Annotated in this window: 15 protein-coding genes; 3 read left to right on the top strand and 12 right to left on the bottom strand. The window is 58.2% G+C overall.

Translation table 11 applies throughout. The features are described from left to right. Positions 1 to 250 precede the first annotated feature (250 nt). Positions 251 to 1153, top strand: coding sequence for a LysR family transcriptional regulator (locus N7578_RS01100; protein ID WP_311108482.1), 903 nt, complete (start codon positions 251 to 253; stop codon positions 1151 to 1153). A gap of 13 nt (positions 1154 to 1166) precedes the next feature. On the opposite strand, the gene N7578_RS01105 is transcribed toward N7578_RS01100, so the two are convergent. The 3 genes from N7578_RS01105 to N7578_RS01115 form a co-directional block, all read right to left on the bottom strand. Continuing rightward, positions 1167 to 1784: a dienelactone hydrolase family protein gene (locus N7578_RS01105; protein ID WP_311108483.1), complete on the bottom strand. Its 618-nt coding sequence runs from the start codon at positions 1782 to 1784 to the stop codon at positions 1167 to 1169. Beyond that, positions 1781 to 2764 (bottom strand): glutathione S-transferase family protein, encoded by a 984-nt coding sequence (locus N7578_RS01110; protein WP_311108484.1) that lies wholly within the window; start codon positions 2762 to 2764, stop codon positions 1781 to 1783. Before N7578_RS01110 ends, N7578_RS01105 begins: the two co-directional genes overlap by 4 nt. Positions 2765 to 2883: 119 nt before the next feature. Beyond that, positions 2884 to 3771, bottom strand: a complete 888-nt coding sequence (locus N7578_RS01115; protein WP_311108485.1) for a DMT family transporter — start codon at positions 3769 to 3771, stop codon at positions 2884 to 2886. A 452-nt stretch (positions 3772 to 4223) separates the two neighbouring features. Here N7578_RS01115 and N7578_RS01120 point away from each other — a divergent pair, with 452 nt between their 5' ends. Continuing rightward, positions 4224 to 5531: a UDP-glucose/GDP-mannose dehydrogenase family protein gene (locus tag N7578_RS01120; protein ID WP_311108486.1), complete on the top strand. Its 1308-nt coding sequence runs from the start codon at positions 4224 to 4226 to the stop codon at positions 5529 to 5531. 13 nt (positions 5532 to 5544) lie between these two features. Beyond that, on the top strand, positions 5545 to 6561 hold the full coding sequence (locus N7578_RS01125; protein ID WP_311110017.1) for an NAD-dependent epimerase: 1017 nt from the start codon (positions 5545 to 5547) through the stop codon (positions 6559 to 6561). A gap of 33 nt (positions 6562 to 6594) precedes the next feature. On the opposite strand, the gene N7578_RS01130 is transcribed toward N7578_RS01125, so the two are convergent. The 9 genes from N7578_RS01130 to N7578_RS01170 form a co-directional block, all read right to left on the bottom strand. Continuing rightward, entirely contained in the window at positions 6595 to 8934 is a 2340-nt protein-coding gene (locus N7578_RS01130) for a glucose/quinate/shikimate family membrane-bound PQQ-dependent dehydrogenase (protein ID WP_311108487.1), read from the bottom strand. A 95-nt stretch (positions 8935 to 9029) separates the two neighbouring features. Then, the gene (locus N7578_RS01135; RefSeq protein ID WP_311108488.1) at positions 9030 to 9821 is read right to left on the bottom strand and encodes a 3-hydroxybutyrate dehydrogenase; all 792 of its coding nucleotides are present in this window, start codon (positions 9819 to 9821) and stop codon (positions 9030 to 9032) included. A gap of 3 nt (positions 9822 to 9824) precedes the next feature. Beyond that, positions 9825 to 11780, bottom strand: a complete 1956-nt coding sequence (locus tag N7578_RS01140; protein WP_311108489.1) for an acetoacetate--CoA ligase — start codon at positions 11778 to 11780, stop codon at positions 9825 to 9827. Further along, on the bottom strand, positions 11777 to 12661 hold the full coding sequence (mmsB, locus tag N7578_RS01145) for a 3-hydroxyisobutyrate dehydrogenase (RefSeq protein ID WP_311108490.1): 885 nt from the start codon (positions 12659 to 12661) through the stop codon (positions 11777 to 11779). The genes N7578_RS01140 and mmsB overlap by 4 nt, the downstream gene beginning before the upstream one ends. 12 nt (positions 12662 to 12673) lie before the next feature. Beyond that, positions 12674 to 14269, bottom strand: coding sequence for a GMC family oxidoreductase N-terminal domain-containing protein (locus N7578_RS01150; protein ID WP_311108491.1), 1596 nt, complete (start codon positions 14267 to 14269; stop codon positions 12674 to 12676). A 75-nt stretch (positions 14270 to 14344) separates the two neighbouring features. After that, on the bottom strand, positions 14345 to 15349 hold the full coding sequence (locus tag N7578_RS01155; RefSeq protein ID WP_311108492.1) for a branched-chain amino acid ABC transporter permease: 1005 nt from the start codon (positions 15347 to 15349) through the stop codon (positions 14345 to 14347). A 1-nt stretch (position 15350) separates the two neighbouring features. Further along, complete coding sequence (locus tag N7578_RS01160; protein WP_311108493.1) at positions 15351 to 16238, bottom strand: branched-chain amino acid ABC transporter permease; 888 nt, start codon at positions 16236 to 16238, stop codon at positions 15351 to 15353. 2 nt (positions 16239 to 16240) lie between these two features. Beyond that, positions 16241 to 16942, bottom strand: coding sequence for an ABC transporter ATP-binding protein (locus N7578_RS01165; protein ID WP_311108494.1), 702 nt, complete (start codon positions 16940 to 16942; stop codon positions 16241 to 16243). Position 16943: 1 nt separating this feature from the next. Further along, positions 16944 to 17729 carry an ABC transporter ATP-binding protein gene (locus N7578_RS01170; protein ID WP_311108495.1) on the bottom strand — a complete coding sequence of 262 codons (786 nt, stop codon included), beginning with the start codon at positions 17727 to 17729 and terminating at the stop codon, positions 16944 to 16946. Positions 17730 to 17734: the final 5 nt, after the last annotated feature.

The raw sequence follows: 17734 nt of genomic DNA on the forward strand, positions 1-17734 counted from the left end.
TGGAGACATGCTAGGTTTTTCAATTCAATCGATAGAGAGAGGATTATTCAATAAATCGCGGGCAGCGGAAATATCATTCCGCGCAGGCCATCCTTCCGAAAAATTCCATGAGATGCCGCTGTCCGCACGATCCAAGTCCTCTGACACCAGGCATGCCCGCACGACGGTTTTATTCTCCACCGGGATGCGATAAGACCCTGCGACGCCCGCTTTCATTCACACCCGCGGGAACGGTTTATGCGAGAACGGAATGGATCCACGCAGACGGCTAATTCCCGATATCGTCACCTTGCAGGCTTTCGAATGCGCCGCAAGACATGGGAATTTTACGCGCGCGGCCGAAGAACTCAATCTCACGCAAAGCGCCGTCAGCCGACAGATCAGCGATCTGGAAGCACAGACGGGTATGCAGCTCTTCGAACGTATCCGCAAACGTGTGGTCCTGTCCGAAGCCGGGCGGAAATTTCTGCCCGACGTCCGGCGTCTGTTGCAGCAATCCGAACAGCTCATGGTCCGCGCCGTCTCGGCTGGCACCTCACACTCTTCGCTTTCGATCGCCACTCTGCCAACCTTTGGCAGCCGCTGGCTTATGCCGCGCCTGCACCACTTTCTGAGGGCCAACCCGCAGACCACTGTAACCGTCGGGTCGCGTTCTCATCCTTTCGATTTCGATGAGGAAGGCTTCGATCTTGCGATCCACTATGGTCAGCCGGTCTGGGCACACGGAACCTGCACCTTTCTTTGCGACGAGGTGATCGTGCCCGTCGCCAGCCCGGCATTGCTGCCACCAGACGGTAAGATTGCGCCACAAGAACTTGCAGACAAACCGCTGTTGCACCTGACCACGCGGCCGAAGTTGTGGACCGAGTGGATGGAGATGAACGGCGTCGTCACACAGAATGCCTATCGAGGCTGCCGTTTCGACCAGTTCTCCATGATTATCGAGGCGGCGGTCAGCGGCATCGGCTTTGCGCTGCTGCCGAAATATCTCATCGAAACGGAACTGGCTTCACAGCGCCTGACAATCGTTTTCGACGCTCCCTTGCAGACAGACAAGAGCTATTACGTTGCCTTACCGGAAGGCAGACAGGACAACGCGCTTGCCCGCTCGTTCCAGAGTTGGCTAGTGGAACAGGTTAGCAAGCCGATCTGAACTCCACCAGAGATCAGGCGCCGAACGCCTTTTGCAGGAAGTGACCGGCAATCATCGCGCCGTCCCGGGAAATGCTATGGCCGAGGCCCGGCATGACATGCAATTCGCTAACAACACCCGCGTCCATCAACACGGCGGAGGCCTTTTCGCTTTCACCGACCGGCATAATGGGATCGGCATTACCATGGATCAAAGCGAGCTTCGTCCTCACGGAGGGCGCCAAAGGCTGTGGGGAGGCGAGTCGTCCGGAAAAGGCAGCGACCGCCGCCACCGGCAACCGTCCCGAGGCAAGGACATCCAGAGCCATGATAGAACCCTGCGAGAAGCCGACGAGCGCCACACGCTCTAGGTTCTCTGAAAGCCGATGCGTGGCTATGATCTCACCGATCACGCGGTCGAACTCGCCACGTGCCGCCAACACGCGGCCTGCACGGTTTTCCTCCGTCACGCCTTCAATGCTGAACCATTGGTGTCCCGGGCCGCGACCGAAGGCAAACGGGCCATCGGGGCTGACAAAATCCGTATCAGGCAGCATGTCTTTCCAGAGGTTGCTAAGTGGGGCAAGATTGGCGCCACTGCTGCCGACGCCGTGGAGAAGGATAACGAGATTGCGTTGCCCTTGCGCGGTCATTGTGCAGCCCTTTGGACAGTGATGTCGTCAAGTCCCGGAAGATCGGGACCAACTGGCACGATTTTAGTCGGGTTCAGTGCCTTGATGGAATAATAGCCGCGTTTGATGTGATCGATATTGACCGTCTCGCGGACACCAGGGATGGCCAGCACGCCCATCATGTAGTCTTGCAGGGCAGGATAATCCGCTATGCGGCGCAGGTTGCATTTGAACAAGCCGAAATAGGCCGCATCGAACCGCACCAGCGTTACGAAAAGCCGGACATCCGTTTCGGTCAGGCTATTGCCAAAAAGGAAGGGGCCACCCGACGAGAGGCGATTTTCCAGCTCGTTCAGCGTAGCGAAGACGTCGGCGAAAGACTCCTCATAGGCAAGCTGTGTCGTGGCAAAACCTGTCCGGTAAACGCCGTTGTTCAAACGCGGATAGATGTAATCGTTGAGAACATCGATCTGGGCCTGCAAGTCCGCGGGATAAAGATCGATGCTGTTGTCGGCGAGATCCCCAAAACCTGAATTCAGCATGCGCAGAATGTCGGCGGATTCGTTGTTGACGATGGTTTTCGTTTTTTTGTCCCACAGGACAGGGACAGTTGCCCGGCCGGTATAATGCGGGTCGGCGCTCGTATAGACTTCGTGCATGTAGGTGAAGCCGTTCAGCGTGTCGCGATCCGCGCCCGGATAATCGCCAAATTTCCAGCCTTCGTCGGAGAGCGCCGGTTCGACCACCGAAACGGAAATGACATCCTCAAGCTTCTTGAGCTTACGACCGATCAGCGTGCGCGACGCCCATGGGCAGATCAACGCCACATAGAGGTGATAACGACCGGCCTCTGCCTTGAAGCCGCCTTCGCCTGTCGGCCCGGCAGAACCGTCCGGCGTGACCCAGTTGCGAAAGCCGGATGTCTGGCGAACGAAACCGCCTTTTTCATCGGTCGCCTGCACGGGATGCCATTCGGCCGTCCACTTTCCGTCCACGAGCATTTCCGGCTCTCCCTTCATCTATCGATGAAGGTCTTATGCCGCCGGTCTTGCCGTTACGGCAAGGCACACTCCGGTTGACACAGTGTTTCCCAACGGCGCGACAACGCGCAATTTGGCACTCATAGACGATTACGGAAGAATGGATTCCAGCGTACTGTCCCAAGCCTGACCTTCTCGCGGATCATCGTCAGAAGTCCCGATGCGGCGATGACGCCAAGCCCCATTATGGCAACCGCATCCGGGTATTCGTGAAAGAAGGTTGCGCCAATCGCCACAGCCCAGAGGATCTGCGAATAATGCGATGGCGCGATCTGGCTCGCGGGCGCGATTTTCGTTGCCACCAGAAGGGTGATCTGCCCGGTCGCGGTGCAAAGGCCGATAAAGGCAAAGGCAAGAAGCTGATGCAGATCAGGAATGACGAATTCGGGAATGGATGCGAGGCCGTTGAAGATAAGACCATACATCAGGAGCACTCCCATGATTGACGTCCGTTTTTCTTTTCCCGCGAGCGACCGTAGCAAAACGATGGTCAAAGCCGCCAGAAATGCGACGCCGATGGCTGCCACATGGCCCAGTTCGAGAGCCTTGAAACCCGGCCTCACGACCAGAAACACCCCAACGATACCCGCTAGCACCGCCGCCCAGCGCCACGGCCCGATATCTTCTTTCAACACGACGGCTGAAAGCACGGTCACGAACAGCGGTGACAGGAAGATCAACGCGTAGGCTTCCGCCAGCGGAATGGTCGTGAACGCATAAATACCGAGAATACCCGCAAAGAGGCCGGAGATCGCGCGACCATGCACGGCGAAAGGTCGGCTCATGCGCCAGAAATCACGCCACCTTTCATCACGTGGTCTGCTGAAATAGATAAAGATGCCGGAAAAAAGGATGCTGAAAAAACCGATCTGAAAAACGCCTATCTGCGACCCCAGCGATTTGATTGTAGCATCGCCGAAAGAAAAGCTGGCATAGGCAAACAAGCCGAGCAGAAAACCTTTTTGCATTTCACGAATCCCGAGCATCGGACAGGCGGGCAAGAAGGCTATCCGCGCAGGGAGCAATGGGCCGACAATGACGCTCATCAAGCATCGCCATAAGCACAATCGGTGCAGATTTTCTCCTCGTACCCATGGCTAGACCCGGCTTTCGCCGAGTGCAAGTCAACAAATGACGAAAACAAACCCGTTTACATGCGTGACGGCAGATCACCGGGAGGTGCGACAAATTTGTCCCAAAACATCGGGGAAGACAGCCCTTTAAAAGCGCATTTGCCGCGTCACATCCAATGCCGAAGCGTCATCACACAAGCTTCATGCAAAGCAAATAGGGCACTCTGAAGCTAGTGCTTGGCGGCTGACGTGAAGGCGGCTAAACAGCACGTGTGCGAAACGTCATCGTGTCCGACTCTTGCGGTACGCGACGCAAACGAAACGCGAGATGTCCGAAAGGAAAAAGAATGCGGATAGTCATGATCGGCTCTGGTTATGTGGGCCTTGTATCCGGCGCTTGCTTTGCCGATTTCGGCCATGACGTGATCTGCGTCGACAAGATGCCGGAGAAAATCGAAGCTCTGAAAAACGGGCATATCCCGATCTTCGAACCTGGCCTTGAGACAATCGTCGCCAGCAATGCCAGAGCAGGCCGCCTGAGTTTCACGACCGACCTCAACGAGGCTGTCAGCAATGCCGATGTCGTATTCATTGCCGTTGGCACCCCGTCGCGACGCGGCGATGGCCATGCCGATCTTGGGTACGTCTATGCGGCGGCCAAGGAAATTGCCCACGCGATCACCGGCTTTACCGTCATCGTCACCAAATCGACGGTTCCGGTTGGCACCGGCGACGAGGTTGAACGCATCATCCGCGAAGAAAATCCGTCAGCCGACTTTGCTGTCGTTTCCAACCCGGAGTTTCTGCGCGAAGGTGCGGCAATCGAGGATTTCAAGCGACCCGACCGCATCGTGGTCGGACTGTCGGACGAACGCGCCCGCCCGGTCATGACGGAAGTCTATCGTCCACTTTACCTCAATCAGTCTCCGTTGCTCTTCACGACAAGACGCACATCCGAACTCATCAAATATGCCGCCAACGCATTTCTGGCCATGAAGATCACCTTCATCAACGAAATGGCTGACCTGTGTGAAAAAGTTGGCGCAAACGTTCAGGATGTCTCGCGCGGCATCGGCCTCGACGGGCGCATCGGCGCAAAATTCCTGCATGCTGGTCCAGGCTACGGCGGATCCTGTTTCCCAAAGGATACGCTGGCGCTCGCCAAGACAGCGCAGGATTTCGACAGCCCGGTAAGATTGATAGAAACCACCATCGCCATCAACGACAATCGCAAACGCGCCATGGGACGCAAGGTCATCAACGCCGTAGGCGGCGATGTGCGCGGTAAAAAGATCGCCGTGCTCGGCCTGACCTTCAAGCCGAACACCGACGACATGCGCGACAGCCCGGCCATCGCCATCATCCAGACCTTGCAGGATGGCGGTGCGAAAGTGGTTGGTTACGACCCCGAAGGCATGGCAAATGCCCGCCACGTGATGGAAAGCATCGACTACGCGGAGGGGCCATACGAGGCCGCTGAAAACGCCGACGCCGTGGTGATCGTGACGGAGTGGAATCAGTTTCGCGCGCTCGATCTGCCGCGCCTGAAAACCATCATGAAAAGCCCGATCCTGGTCGATCTGCGCAACATCTATCGCTCCGACGAGGTAACGGCACATGGCTTCGCCTACGCCGCAATCGGCCGTCCACAATAGGGTCTTCCGGCATATGCGTTATCTGATAACCGGTACTGCGGGCTTCATCGGCTTTCACGTAGCAAAGCGCTTGCTCGATGAAGGACATTTTGTTGTCGGCTTCGACGGCATGACGAAGTACTACGATGTCAGCCTGAAAGAGAAACGTCATGCGATTCTCTGCCGGTCCAACGGCTTCAAGGCACAGATCGGAATGCTGGAAGACGCTGACGCGCTGAAAAAAGCCGCGGAAGCTGCAGAACCTGAAATCATCATTCATCTGGCGGCACAGGCGGGCGTTCGCTACAGCCTTGAAAACCCGAAAGCCTATATCGATTCCAACGTGACCGGATCGTGGAACGTGCTGGAGCTGGCCAAAAACCTCGGCGTCAAGCATCTGATGCTGGCGTCCACCTCCTCCATTTACGGCGCGAACGAGAAGGTTCCCTTTGCGGAAAGTGACAAGGCCGACGAGCCGATGACGCTTTACGCGGCGACGAAGAAATCCGTGGAGTTGATGGCGCACAGCTATGCGCATCTCTACCACTTGCCGATCACCGCATTCCGTTTCTTTACGGTCTACGGCCCGTGGGGGCGCCCCGATATGGCGCCGATCAAGTTCGTGGATGCGATTGCAAACGATAGGCCGATCGACATTTACGGCGAAGGCAACATGAGCCGCGACTTCACCTATATCGATGATCTTGTCGAAGGCATCGTGCGGCTGAGTCAGATCGTTCCGTCCGAGGACAATCGCGTGATGAACGAGGGTGTGGTCGACACGCTGTCGCGCCATGCTCCGTTCAGAATCGTCAATGTAGGCGGCGGCCAGCCGGTCGAACTGATGCGTTTCGTCGAGACGGTCGAAAAGGCTGTCGGGAAAGCGGCCATCCGCAACATGCTGCCCATGCAGCAGGGCGACGTGCCGCGTACCTTCGCCTCGCCCGATCTGTTAAGGGCATTGACCGGTTATGTGCCGCAAACCTCTATAGAACAGGGAATTGAGGCACTGGTGACCTGGTACCGTGACACGCAATCAGGCCGGGTCTGACCCGGGCCTTTCACGGACGTCGTCGCAACGCGTTCATGGCAATGTATATGCAATAACGTAATCGCCCGGCTTGGTTCCGACCGAACCGTGACCGCCCGCAACCATGACGACATATTGCTTGCCATCATCCAGCGCATAGGTCATCGGTGTCGCCTGACCGCCAGCTGGAAGGCGCGCATCCCAAAGTTGCTTCCCGGTCGTCAGGTCGTAGGCGCGCAGATAGTTGTCGACTGCGGCCCCCAGAAACGCAACGCCACCTTTGGTAATCATCGGCCCACCAATGCCCGGAACACCGATCTTGAAGGGAAGCGGCAGAGGCGTCATGTCGTAGACCGTGCCGTTCTTGTGTTTGTAAGCGATCTCTCCGGTCCGCAGATCGGCACCGGCAACATAACCCCATGGCGGCGCCTGGCACGGGATTTTCAGCGGGCCAAGAAACGGACCCATGAACACACCATAAGGTGCCCCATCGTTGCGGTTCAATCCCTGCTCGCTGCCCTTTTCATCCTGACCTTTCGGCGGGATCTGGTCGCGCGGCACAAGCCGCGAGGTGAAGGCGAGGTAGGTGGGCATACCGAACATGACCTGACGTTCGGGATCGATCGCCACACTACCCCAGTTGAAGGTACCGAAATTTCCGGGATAGACCAGCGTGCCCGTCAAGGACGGCGGCGTGTAGCGCCCCTTGTAGTTCAGCTTGTGGAAGCTGATGCGGCACGCCAGCTGATCGAACATGGAAACGCCCCACATGTTCTTTTCCTGAAGCGGCTCTGGCTTGAACGTCAGGGCGGAAGTGGGTTGTGTCGGCGCACTGAAATCCTCCGGTATCGCGCCGGCCGGCGCGGGCTCTTCGGTTATCGGCAAAAGCGGCTCGCCGGTGCGACGATCGAGCACATAGATGTCGCCCTGCTTTGTCGGCCCAACGAGAGCCGGCACAGTGGCGCCGTCCTGCCTGGTAATATCGAGCAAGACTGGCTGGGCGGGCACATCCATATCCCAGAGGTCGTGATGAACGGTCTGGCGGACCCAGCGGTCCTGGCCGGTGTTGATATCCAGCGCGACGATGGAGGACGAATATTTCTCCACGTTTTCGCTGCGCCCCATGCCAAGCTGGTCCGGGACCTGATTACCAAGCGGAATGTAGACGAGGCCCAGCCCTTCATCATAACTAAAGACAGACCAGCTGTTGGGCGAGTTGGTAGTATAGGTTTCCCCCGGCGCGAGCGGCTCGGTTCTCGCTGGGTTTCCCGAATCCCAGTTCCAGATAAGCGCTCCCGTATTGACATCGAAAGCGCGAATGACGCCGGACTGCTCCTGCGTCGAATAGTTGTCATTCACCGCTCCGCCGATGATGATCTTTCCCGCGACGATTACCGGTGGCGATGTGGAGTAGTAATATCCTGCGGGATTGTATTTCATGCCTTGCTCGAGATGCAGAACACCCTGATCGGCAAAAGACGTGCACACCTGACCCGTTGCAGCGTCGAGTGCTATGAGGCGGGCATCTGACGTGGGAAGATAGACCCGTTGCGCGCAAGCCGAACCCGGTGACGCTGACGGTTCGGCGTAATAGGATACGCCGCGGCAGGTTTGATGCTGACGATCCGGATTTAGTCCAACGTTGGGATCGTATTTCCACTTCTCCTTGCCGGTTGCCGCATCGATGGCAATCGCCCAATTGTGTGGAGTGCAGATGTAGAGCGATCCGCCGACCTTGAGTGGCGTGACCTGATAGGTCGTTTCACCGACATCATCCGGAAGCTTCACGTCGCCGGTCTGATAACGCCAAACTTCCTTCAGCTGGGAAACATTGTCGGTATTGATCTGGGCCAGGGGCGAATATCGCTGTCCATAAGGCGTGCGGCCATACTGGTGCCACTCGTTATCCGGTACATTTCCGCCATAGACAGGCGACGATACTAGCTGCTCCTGTGAAAGTGTTCCCGCCTGATCATGTGGATCCTGTGCCATCGAGTAACCCGCAACGAGGATTGCCGCCAGCACGGAAACGGCCAGTGGCCAGGCATTGGGACCGTACATCGTCCCTGTAGGGCTGGAAAAACCGAGCGGCCGCTTGATCCACGGCGTCAGTAGCCACATGCCGATCAGAATGATGATGCCGCCGCGTGGTCCAAGCTGCCACCAGTCAAAACCGACTTCCCATATTGCCCAGGCAAGTGTCGCCACTATGAGGACGGCATATGCGTGCAAGGCAGATCGGTCGCGCTTGAACAACAGTCCGGCTGTCAGAACAAACGCCAGTCCGGACAAAACGTAATAGAAGCTACCACCCAGCATAGCCAGCTGGGAACCGAAGCCAAACAAGGCCAGTCCCATAAGCGTGAGAATGACCGCAGTCGCCGTAACTGCCATGAAACGCCCCCAATCCTGTCACCCCGCACGTAACGGGATCAGAGGCATTTGGTTCCATGCCGATGTTTTTTTTCAATCAGAGCGGGATCAACGGTCTACTTCGCTGTCCACCCACCGTCGATGGAAATGGCCGTTCCCGTGATGGAACGGGCCATATCGCCACACAGATACAGCGCCATTTCGGCAATTTCCTCCGGTTGCACGAAGCGCTTGGTCGGTTGCGGCGCGAGAATGACCTTCTTCACCACCTCATCCTCGCTCATGCCATGGATACGGGCCTGGTCGACGACCTGCGCGGCTACCAGCGGCGTCCAGACATAACCGGGGCAGATTGCATTGCAGGTGATACCCTGTTCCGCCACTTCGAGCGCCACACTCTTGGTCAAACCCACCACGGCATGCTTGGTTGCAACATAAGGCGCCTTGAAAGGCGAGGCGCGCAGACCATGCGCCGATGCGATGTTGACGATGCGGCCCCATCCCCGTTTCTTCATGCCGGGCAAGGCGGCGTGGATGGTGTGAAACGCACTGTCCAGCGACACGGCAACGATGCGGGAAAAATCGGCGAAATCGAACTCATCGATCGGCGACACCTTCTGGACGCCAGCATTGTTCACCAGCACGTCGATACCGCCAAATTTGCCGATAACGGTTTCGGCAAGATGGGCACTCTCTTCGTATTTGGCGAGGTTTGCAGAAAAGTAGACAGGCGCATGCCTTGCGTTCTTCGCGACGGTTTCGACGATCTGGGCCGCGTCCGCGTTCGACTCTATTCCATGGACGGCCACAAGATAGCCAGCCTCCGCCAAGCGTTTTGCGATCGCCAGTCCTATGCCGCTCGTGGAACCCGTCACGAGGGCGATCTTCGGTTCCGTGTCTTCGCCCATGGCCTAATCCTTCAATTGCGGCAGGTTGCGAAATAGTTCGAGTGCTTCCGGATTGGCCAGCGCTTCGGTATTTTTCACCGGGCGATCGTGAATCGTGTCACGAACGGCAATCTCGGAAATTTTTCCTGAGCGGGTGCGGGGGATGGCGGTGACCGCGATGATTTTTGCCGGAACATGCCGAGGCGTAGCACCCGAACGGATACGCGCACGAATGGTCTTTTCCAGCGCCTCCGTCAGCACCTCGCCGTTCTTCAGACGCAGGAAAAGAATGACGCGCTGGTCGCCATCGATATCCTGCCCGACGGCAATCGCCTCCTCGACTTCAGGCACCGTTTCCACCTGACGATAGATTTCCGCCGTGCCGATACGAACGCCGCCCGGATTGAGAGTGGTGTCAGAGCGTCCGTGAATGACGTAACCTCCGGATGCACGTTTTTCGGCGAAATCGCCATGCGCCCAGATGCCCGGAAATCTGTCGAAGTAGGCAGCCTGATACCGTGAGCCGTCATCGTCACCCCAGAATTTGACCGGCATGGAGAGATGAGCGTTGCGGCAGACGAGTTCTCCCGGGACACCCATTATCGTCCGTCCCTCGTCGTCCAGCGTGTCGATATCCATGCCGAGCATCGCGCCCTGCAATTCGCCACGATGAACCGGCTGGAGAGGATTGCCACCGAGGAAGCAGGCGCAGATATCGGTGCCTCCCGATATGGAAGCAAGATGCACATCCGATTTCCAGTTCCGATAGATGTAATCGAACGACGCGGGGATCAGCGGCGAACCCGTGGAGAGAATCGTGCGCAGGGTTGAAAGATCATGGCTCTCCTGAGGCCTCACCCCGGCCTTGAGGCAGGCATCGATGAACTTCGCGGACGTTCCGAACGTGGCGATACCTTCTTCATCGATGAGATCGACCAGACGCGTGGACGACGGATAACCCGGATTGCCATCATAGGTGACAAGCGTTGCACCGAGCGCGAGGCCCGAGACCTGCCAGTTCCACATCATCCAGCCGCAGGTGGTGAAATAAAAGAAACACTCTCCCGGCTGAATGTCGCATTGCAGTTTCTGCTCCTTCATATGCTGGAGCAACAGGCCACCACCGGAATGGGTAATGCATTTCGGTTTGCCGGTCGTGCCGGAAGAATAGAGAATGACCAGCGGAGCTTCGAAAGGCAAGCGATTGAAGGCGATCTCACGCGCTTCATAAGGGGCGACGAAATCCCTGAGTGTCACACAGCCGAGGTCGGCCAATGCAGGTGGAACCGCGTCGCCGATCAACACGATCTTCTCAGGCCCCGCACTCTTGGCCACCGCACGGATTGTCGGAGCCACATCGATGCGCTTGCCCGCATAACCGTATTCCGGCACCGCGATAAGAATTTTCGGATCGATCTGCGACAGCCGGTCGGAAGCTCCCGCAGGTCCGAAATCCGGAGAGCACGACGACCAGATGGCCCCGATAGCACTCGTGGCGAGATAGGCGACGATAGCCTCTATATCATGGGTGACTATGGCCCCTACCCGGTCACCTTCCCCAACTCCTGCAGCTTGGAGAGCCTGCACCAGACGGGACACATCATCATAAAGCTCGCGGCGGGTGATCGTGCGACGGGTGCCGTCATCCCGATGAGCGATCACGGCCAGCCGACCATCGGCATCGCGCAGCAGGTTCTCGGCGTAGTTTAGCCGCGCTTGCGGATAAAATGCCGTGTCCCGGATCGTCTTTCCCGCGACAAATGACGTGTCGCCTCGCTCTCCAATGATCGCAAGCTCATCCCACAGAAGACCGTAAAAACCTTCCGGATCCCGGATCGACCATGACAGCAGTGCGGGATAATCATCCGGTTCGGCGCCATGCATAGACCTCGTTTTTTCCGCAAAACGATAGAGCGCCGATCGCCTCTGCCTGGCCTGTGGCGGAGCCCACAGAACATCCGACTGGGCAACCGCATTCATGCTTCACCTCCGCGCAACATCTCGACGATGGCCGAAAAATCGCGATCACCGCCGCCCTCACCGACGAAATCTCCATACAGCGATGTCGCCGCGGCACCCAGTGGCGTGGATGCACCCGACCCGCCTGCGGCATCCTGCGAAAGTTTCAGGTCCTTCAGCATCAGCGCGGAGGCGAACCCGGGTCGATAGTCGTTGTTGGCGGGCGACGTCGGCACCGGCCCCGGCACCGGACAATAGGTGGTAAGCGACCAGCATTGTCCGGATGAGGTGGAGGCGACATCGAAAAGCGCCTGATGGGAAAGGCCGAGCTTTTCGCCAAGCACGAAGGCTTCCGAAACGGCGATCATCGAAATGCCGAGGATCATGTTGTTGCAGATCTTGGCTGCCTGACCGTTACCACCCTTGCCGCAATGCACGATCTTTTTGCCCATCGCTTCAAGGATTGGCCGCGCGGAGGCAAACGCCTCTTCCGTTCCGCCACACATGAAGGTCAACGTACCGGCCGCGGCCCCGCCCGTACCGCCGGACACCGGCGCATCGACGGATGGGCAACCGGCGGACGCGGCCAGACCGTGCGCTTTCAGGGCGCTTGTCATATCCACGGTCGAGCAGTCGATCAGAAGCGTACCGGAAGAAACCTGTCTCTGCAGATCGCCGTAAACAGCAACCACATGCTCACCCTTAGGCAGCATGGTGATGACGACATCCGCCGCCGTGACGGCGTCATTCGTACTAGCTGTTACAGGCACGCCAGCCGCCCTTGCCGCTGAAAGGCACGCCTCGGAAAGGTCGAAACCTTTGACGGTGTAGCCAGCCTTGACCAGATTGGCTGCCATGGGCAGCCCCATATGTCCCAGCCCGATAAAAGCGACGGTCTGCATGGTCTTTTCCTCTCATCGATTATCCGCCAGGATCATGTCGGCGGCCTTTTCCGCGATCATGATCGTCGGCGAATTGGTATTGCCCGAAGTGATCCGAGGCATGACGGAAGCATCGGCCACCCGTAACCCACGAAGCTTTCGAAATTTCAGCCGTGCGTCAACGACGCTCTCGATGTCCGACCCCATCCGCAGCGTGCCGACGGGGTGGAAAATCGTCGTGCCGATATCGCCGGCCGCCTGCGCCAGATCGTTGTCGTTTTCATAGGACGGACCTGGCTTGTACTCCTGCGGCTGGAAGCGGGCGAAGGCTGGCTGTGCGACAATACGGCGCGTCAGTCGCATGGCGTCAATCGCCACCTGCCGGTCGCCTTCGGTCGCCAGATAGTTCGGCCGGATTTCCGGCTGCATGGCGAAATCCGGGCCTTTGACATGCACCGAACCACGGCTTTCCGGCCGCAGATTGCAAACGCTGGCCGTGATTGCCGGGAAAGTGTGAACCTGCTCCCCGAACTTTTCGAGGGAAACCGGCTGGACGTGATACTCGAGATCCGCCGTTTCCTTGTCCGGTGAGGAGCGGGTGAAAACGCCGAGCTGGCTGGGCGCCATTGCCATCGGGCCGGAGCGCGTCAACGCATATTCGATGCCGATCCGGGCTTTCCCAAATAGGGTCGACGCTTTTTCGTTCAGTGTCGGAACACCGGAAACCTTGTAGATCATGCGCAGTTGCAGATGATCCTGAAGGTTTTCGCCAACGCCTGCCACTTCCACAATAGGATCGATACCAGCCTGGCGAAGCACCTCTCCCCGCCCGACGCCGGAAAGCTCGAGAATATGCGGCGAACCGATGGCGCCGGCAGAAAGGACGGTTTCCCGTCGCGCCCGCACGGTCTTCAACACGCCGTCGTGGTGAAACTCTACGCCTTTGACCGCGCCTTCTTCGATAATGAGCCGCTTCACATGCGCCTTGGTAAGAACGGTGAGGTTTGCACGTCCGCGCGCAGGTTTCAGAAATGCCTTGGCCGTGTTCCAGCGCCAGCCGGAGCGCTGGTTCACATCGAAATAACCCGCACCTTCATTGTCTCCCCGGTTGAAATCCTCGGTGGATGGAATGCCTGCCTCGGCTGCCGCTTTCTGAAACGCATCCAGTACATCCCAGCGCACGCGGGCCTTCTCGACCCGCCATTCGCCACCGGTTGAATGCAGATTGCTTTTGCCGCGATAGAAGTCCTCAGACTTCAGGAAATAAGGAAGCACGTCGTCCCAGCCCCAGCCTTCACAGCCGAGTTGCCGCCACATATCGTAATCGCGCGCCTGGCCGCGCATGTAGATCATGCCGTTGATCGAAGAGCAGCCGCCAAGCACCTTGCCACGCGGGTAGATCAATGAGCGACCATTCAGCCCCGGCTCTTCCGCCGTCTTGAAGCACCAGTCCGTGCGCGGGTTGTTGATGCAGTAGAGATAACCGACCGGGATGTGGATCCAGTGATAATTGTCACTGCCGCCCGCTTCCAGCAGCAGCACACGATTATTCGGATCTTTCGAGAGGCGGTTGGCGAGAACGCAACCAGCGCTGCCCGCTCCGATGACGATATAGTCATATTCGCCCATGTTTTTCTCCGTACGGTCCCCTTCCCGCGCTGGACAAGCGCTGGCCGGACCTTTTCATCTCGATTTTGACAAAGCCTATCCGCGATGCTGGAAACCGAGTTTCCGGCCAAGGCGGGATGCATAGAACTCACCGATCAGGCCGCGGCGGAAAACCAGTACGCATGCCATGAAGACGAGACCGGTAATGATCGTGACCGGGAAATCGGACGTCGCCAGATAGTTCTGAAGCGTGACCACAAGGCCAGCCCCGAAGATCGGCCCGATCATGGTGCCGATTCCGCCGAGCAGCGTCATCAGGATGACTTCGCCGGACATCTGCCAGGTCACATCGGTCAGCGTCGCGAACTGGAAGACCAGCGCCTTGAGGCCGCCCGCAAGACCGGCGAGCGTGGCCGACATCACGAAAGCGCCGAGCTTGTAGCGCTGCACGCTGTAACCCAATGAGATGGCGCGCTGCTCGTTTTCGCGGATGGACTTCAGGATCATGCCGAACGGCGAATTGACAAAACGCCAGATGACGAGGAGCGCGATCACGAACGCCGCCAATACCGTGTAATACATGTTGGTCGTCGCGTTGAGATCGAGAATACCGAAGAGATGACCACGCGGCACGCCCTGGAGCCCGTCCTCACCATGGGTGAAGGGTGCCTGCAGGCAGAAGAAATAGAACATCTGCGACAAGGCGAGCGTAATCATCGCGAAATAGATGCCTTGCCGGCGGATCGCGAAAAAGCCGATGACAAGACCAAGAAGCGCCGCCCCTGCCATGCCGATAACAAGGCCGATCTCCGGCGTCACGCCCCACTCCTTCACCGAATAGGCGGTGAAATAGGCAGCCCCTCCGAAGAACGCCGCATGTCCGAAGGATAGAAGCCCGGTATAGCCTATCAGCAGATTGAAGGCGCAGGCAAACAGCGCGAAGCAAAGGAGCTTCATCAGGAAGATCGGATAGATGAACATCGGCGCGACAGCCAGCACCGCAAGCCCGGCGACGATCAACACCGTCTTGATGGTTCCGGCGGTTGCGGACACGTCCGCGGGAGGAATGGCAGCAGCAGAATTGTGAATGGCTTTGGACATATCAGGCGTCCTTTCCGAAGAGTCCGGCTGGGCGGATGAGAAGCACAAAGGCCATGATGACGAAGATGACGATGTTGGAGGCTTCCGGATAAAAGACCTTGGTCAAACCTTCAGCGATACCGAGCATGTAACCGGTGACGATCGCCCCCATGATCGAACCCATGCCGCCGACCACGACCACGGCGAACACCACGATGATGAGGTTCGTGCCCATAAGGGGCGACACCTGATAGATCGGCGCGGCCAGCACGCCGGTGAAACCGGCGAGCCCGGCACCGAGCGCGTAGGTCAGCGTCAGCAACACCGGTACATTGATACCGAATGCCTGCACGAGCGTCGGGTTTTCCGTGGCTGCCCGAAGGTAGGAACCGAGGCGGGTTTTCTCGATAAGCGCCCATGTAGCAAGGCAGGCGATGAGCGAAATCACCACGACGAAGGCTCGGTAGTTGGGCAGGAACATGAAACCGAGATTGGTGCCGCCCGCCAGCTGCGGAGGGACGGAGTACGGCTGACCTGCCGCACCATAGAGCCAACGGAACGTTCCTTCCACAACCAGAGCAAGGCCGAAGGTGAACAGCAGGCCATAAAGCGGATCGAGATCATAAAGCCTCGACAGCATGAATCGTTCGATGATTGCCCCGAAGGCAGCCACAACAAGCGGCGTGACAACCAGCGCAACCCAAAAGCTGATGCCGAAATATTGCAGCCCGAGAAAGGCAACGAAAGCACCGAGCATGTATTGTGCGCCATGCGCAAAATTGATGACGCGCAGCAGGCCGAAAATGACGGCCAGGCCAAGCGACAGCAAGGCGTAGAAAGAACCGTTGATGAGGCCCACAAGCAATTGCCCCAGAAGAGCCTGAACAGGAATGCCGAAGATCATCGTCATAATCAAACCCCCAGCACTTTATTGAGTTCGCCCATACGTTCGGGAAGCTCCCTGACGGGAAAATCTCCGACCATGTGACCGTGGTCCATCAGGTAAAACCGATCGGCAATCTTGCTGGCGAAACGGAAATTCTGCTCGACGAGAACCACCGTCATGCCCCGGCTCTTGAGCTTTTGCAGTACCTCGCCGATGCGCTGGACGATGACGGGCGCCAAGCCTTCCGTCGGCTCGTCCAGCAGCAGGACCCTGACACCGGTGCGGAGGATGCGCGCCATGGCAAGCATCTGCTGCTCGCCGCCAGAGAGCTTCGTTCCTGGGCTGCCGCGACGTTCATAAAGGTTGGGAAACAGCTCATAGATTTCGTCGATGCTCATGCCGCCCTCGGCAACGACCGGCGGCAGCTTGAGGTTCTCTTCCACGCTCAGCGTCGCGAAAATACCGCGCTCTTCCGGTACGAAACCTATTCCGTGCTTTGCCGTGCGATGCAGCGGCACCGGCATCATGTCCTTGCCCGCCAGCTTGATCGTGCCCTTGCGGTTGCGGATGATCCCCATGATGGTGCGCAGCGTCGTGGTCTTTCCGACGCCGTTACGCCCGAGGATGGTGATGGTTTCGCCTTCGCCGACCTTGAGATCGACGCCATGCAGCGCCTGGCTTTCGCCATACCAGGATTTCAGATTTGAAACTTCGAGAAGTGCCGTCATATCAGGCTTCCTCCGTACCCATATAGGCCGTCCGCACGCGCGGATCGGCAGAAACGGCGGCGTAGTCGCCTTCCGCAAGGATTTCGCCACGCTGCAGCACCGTGACGTGATGGCAGATGTCGGCCACGACCTTGAGGTTGTGTTCCACCATCAGCACCGCGCGGGTTTTCGCCACTTCGCGGATCAAATCCGCGACATGTGCGACGTCCTCGCCGCCCATACCCGCCATCGGCTCATCCAGCAGCAGAACCTTGGGATCGAGCGCCAGTGTGGTGGCGATTTCCAGCACACGTTTACGGCCATAGGAAAGATCGGCTGCGAGGGCGTCTTTTTCCCGCGTCAAACCAACCAGACCGATCAGTTCCTCGGCCCGCGCATTGAGCGTGTCCAGCGACGAAAGCGGCAGCCAGAACTGGGTGGCGAGATTGTTCGGTCGTTGCAGCGCGACCCGCACGTTCTCCAGAACCGTGAGGTGTGGAAACACCGCCGAGATCTGGAAGGAACGTACGAGGCCGAGCCGCGCCACCTTGTCCGGTGGCGTTTTTGTTATATCCGTTCCCATGAAGGTGATCGTCCCGCCCGTCGGCTGGAGAAACTTGGTCAACAGATTGAAGACCGTGGTTTTCCCCGCACCGTTAGGACCGATCAGGGCATGCACGCGGGCATGTTGGACGTCGAGATCGACGTTTTTCACGGCCGCGAATGCGCCGAAAGTCTTGGAGAGCCCACGCGCCGAAAGCACGACGCGGTGGTCCTCCTGTCTGGCAAGGACGGGAGCGATCGTCATGAAGT

The sequence above is a fragment of the Agrobacterium tumefaciens genome, from assembly GCF_031801495.1.
Taxonomy (GTDB): domain Bacteria; phylum Pseudomonadota; class Alphaproteobacteria; order Rhizobiales; family Rhizobiaceae; genus Agrobacterium; species Agrobacterium tumefaciens_K.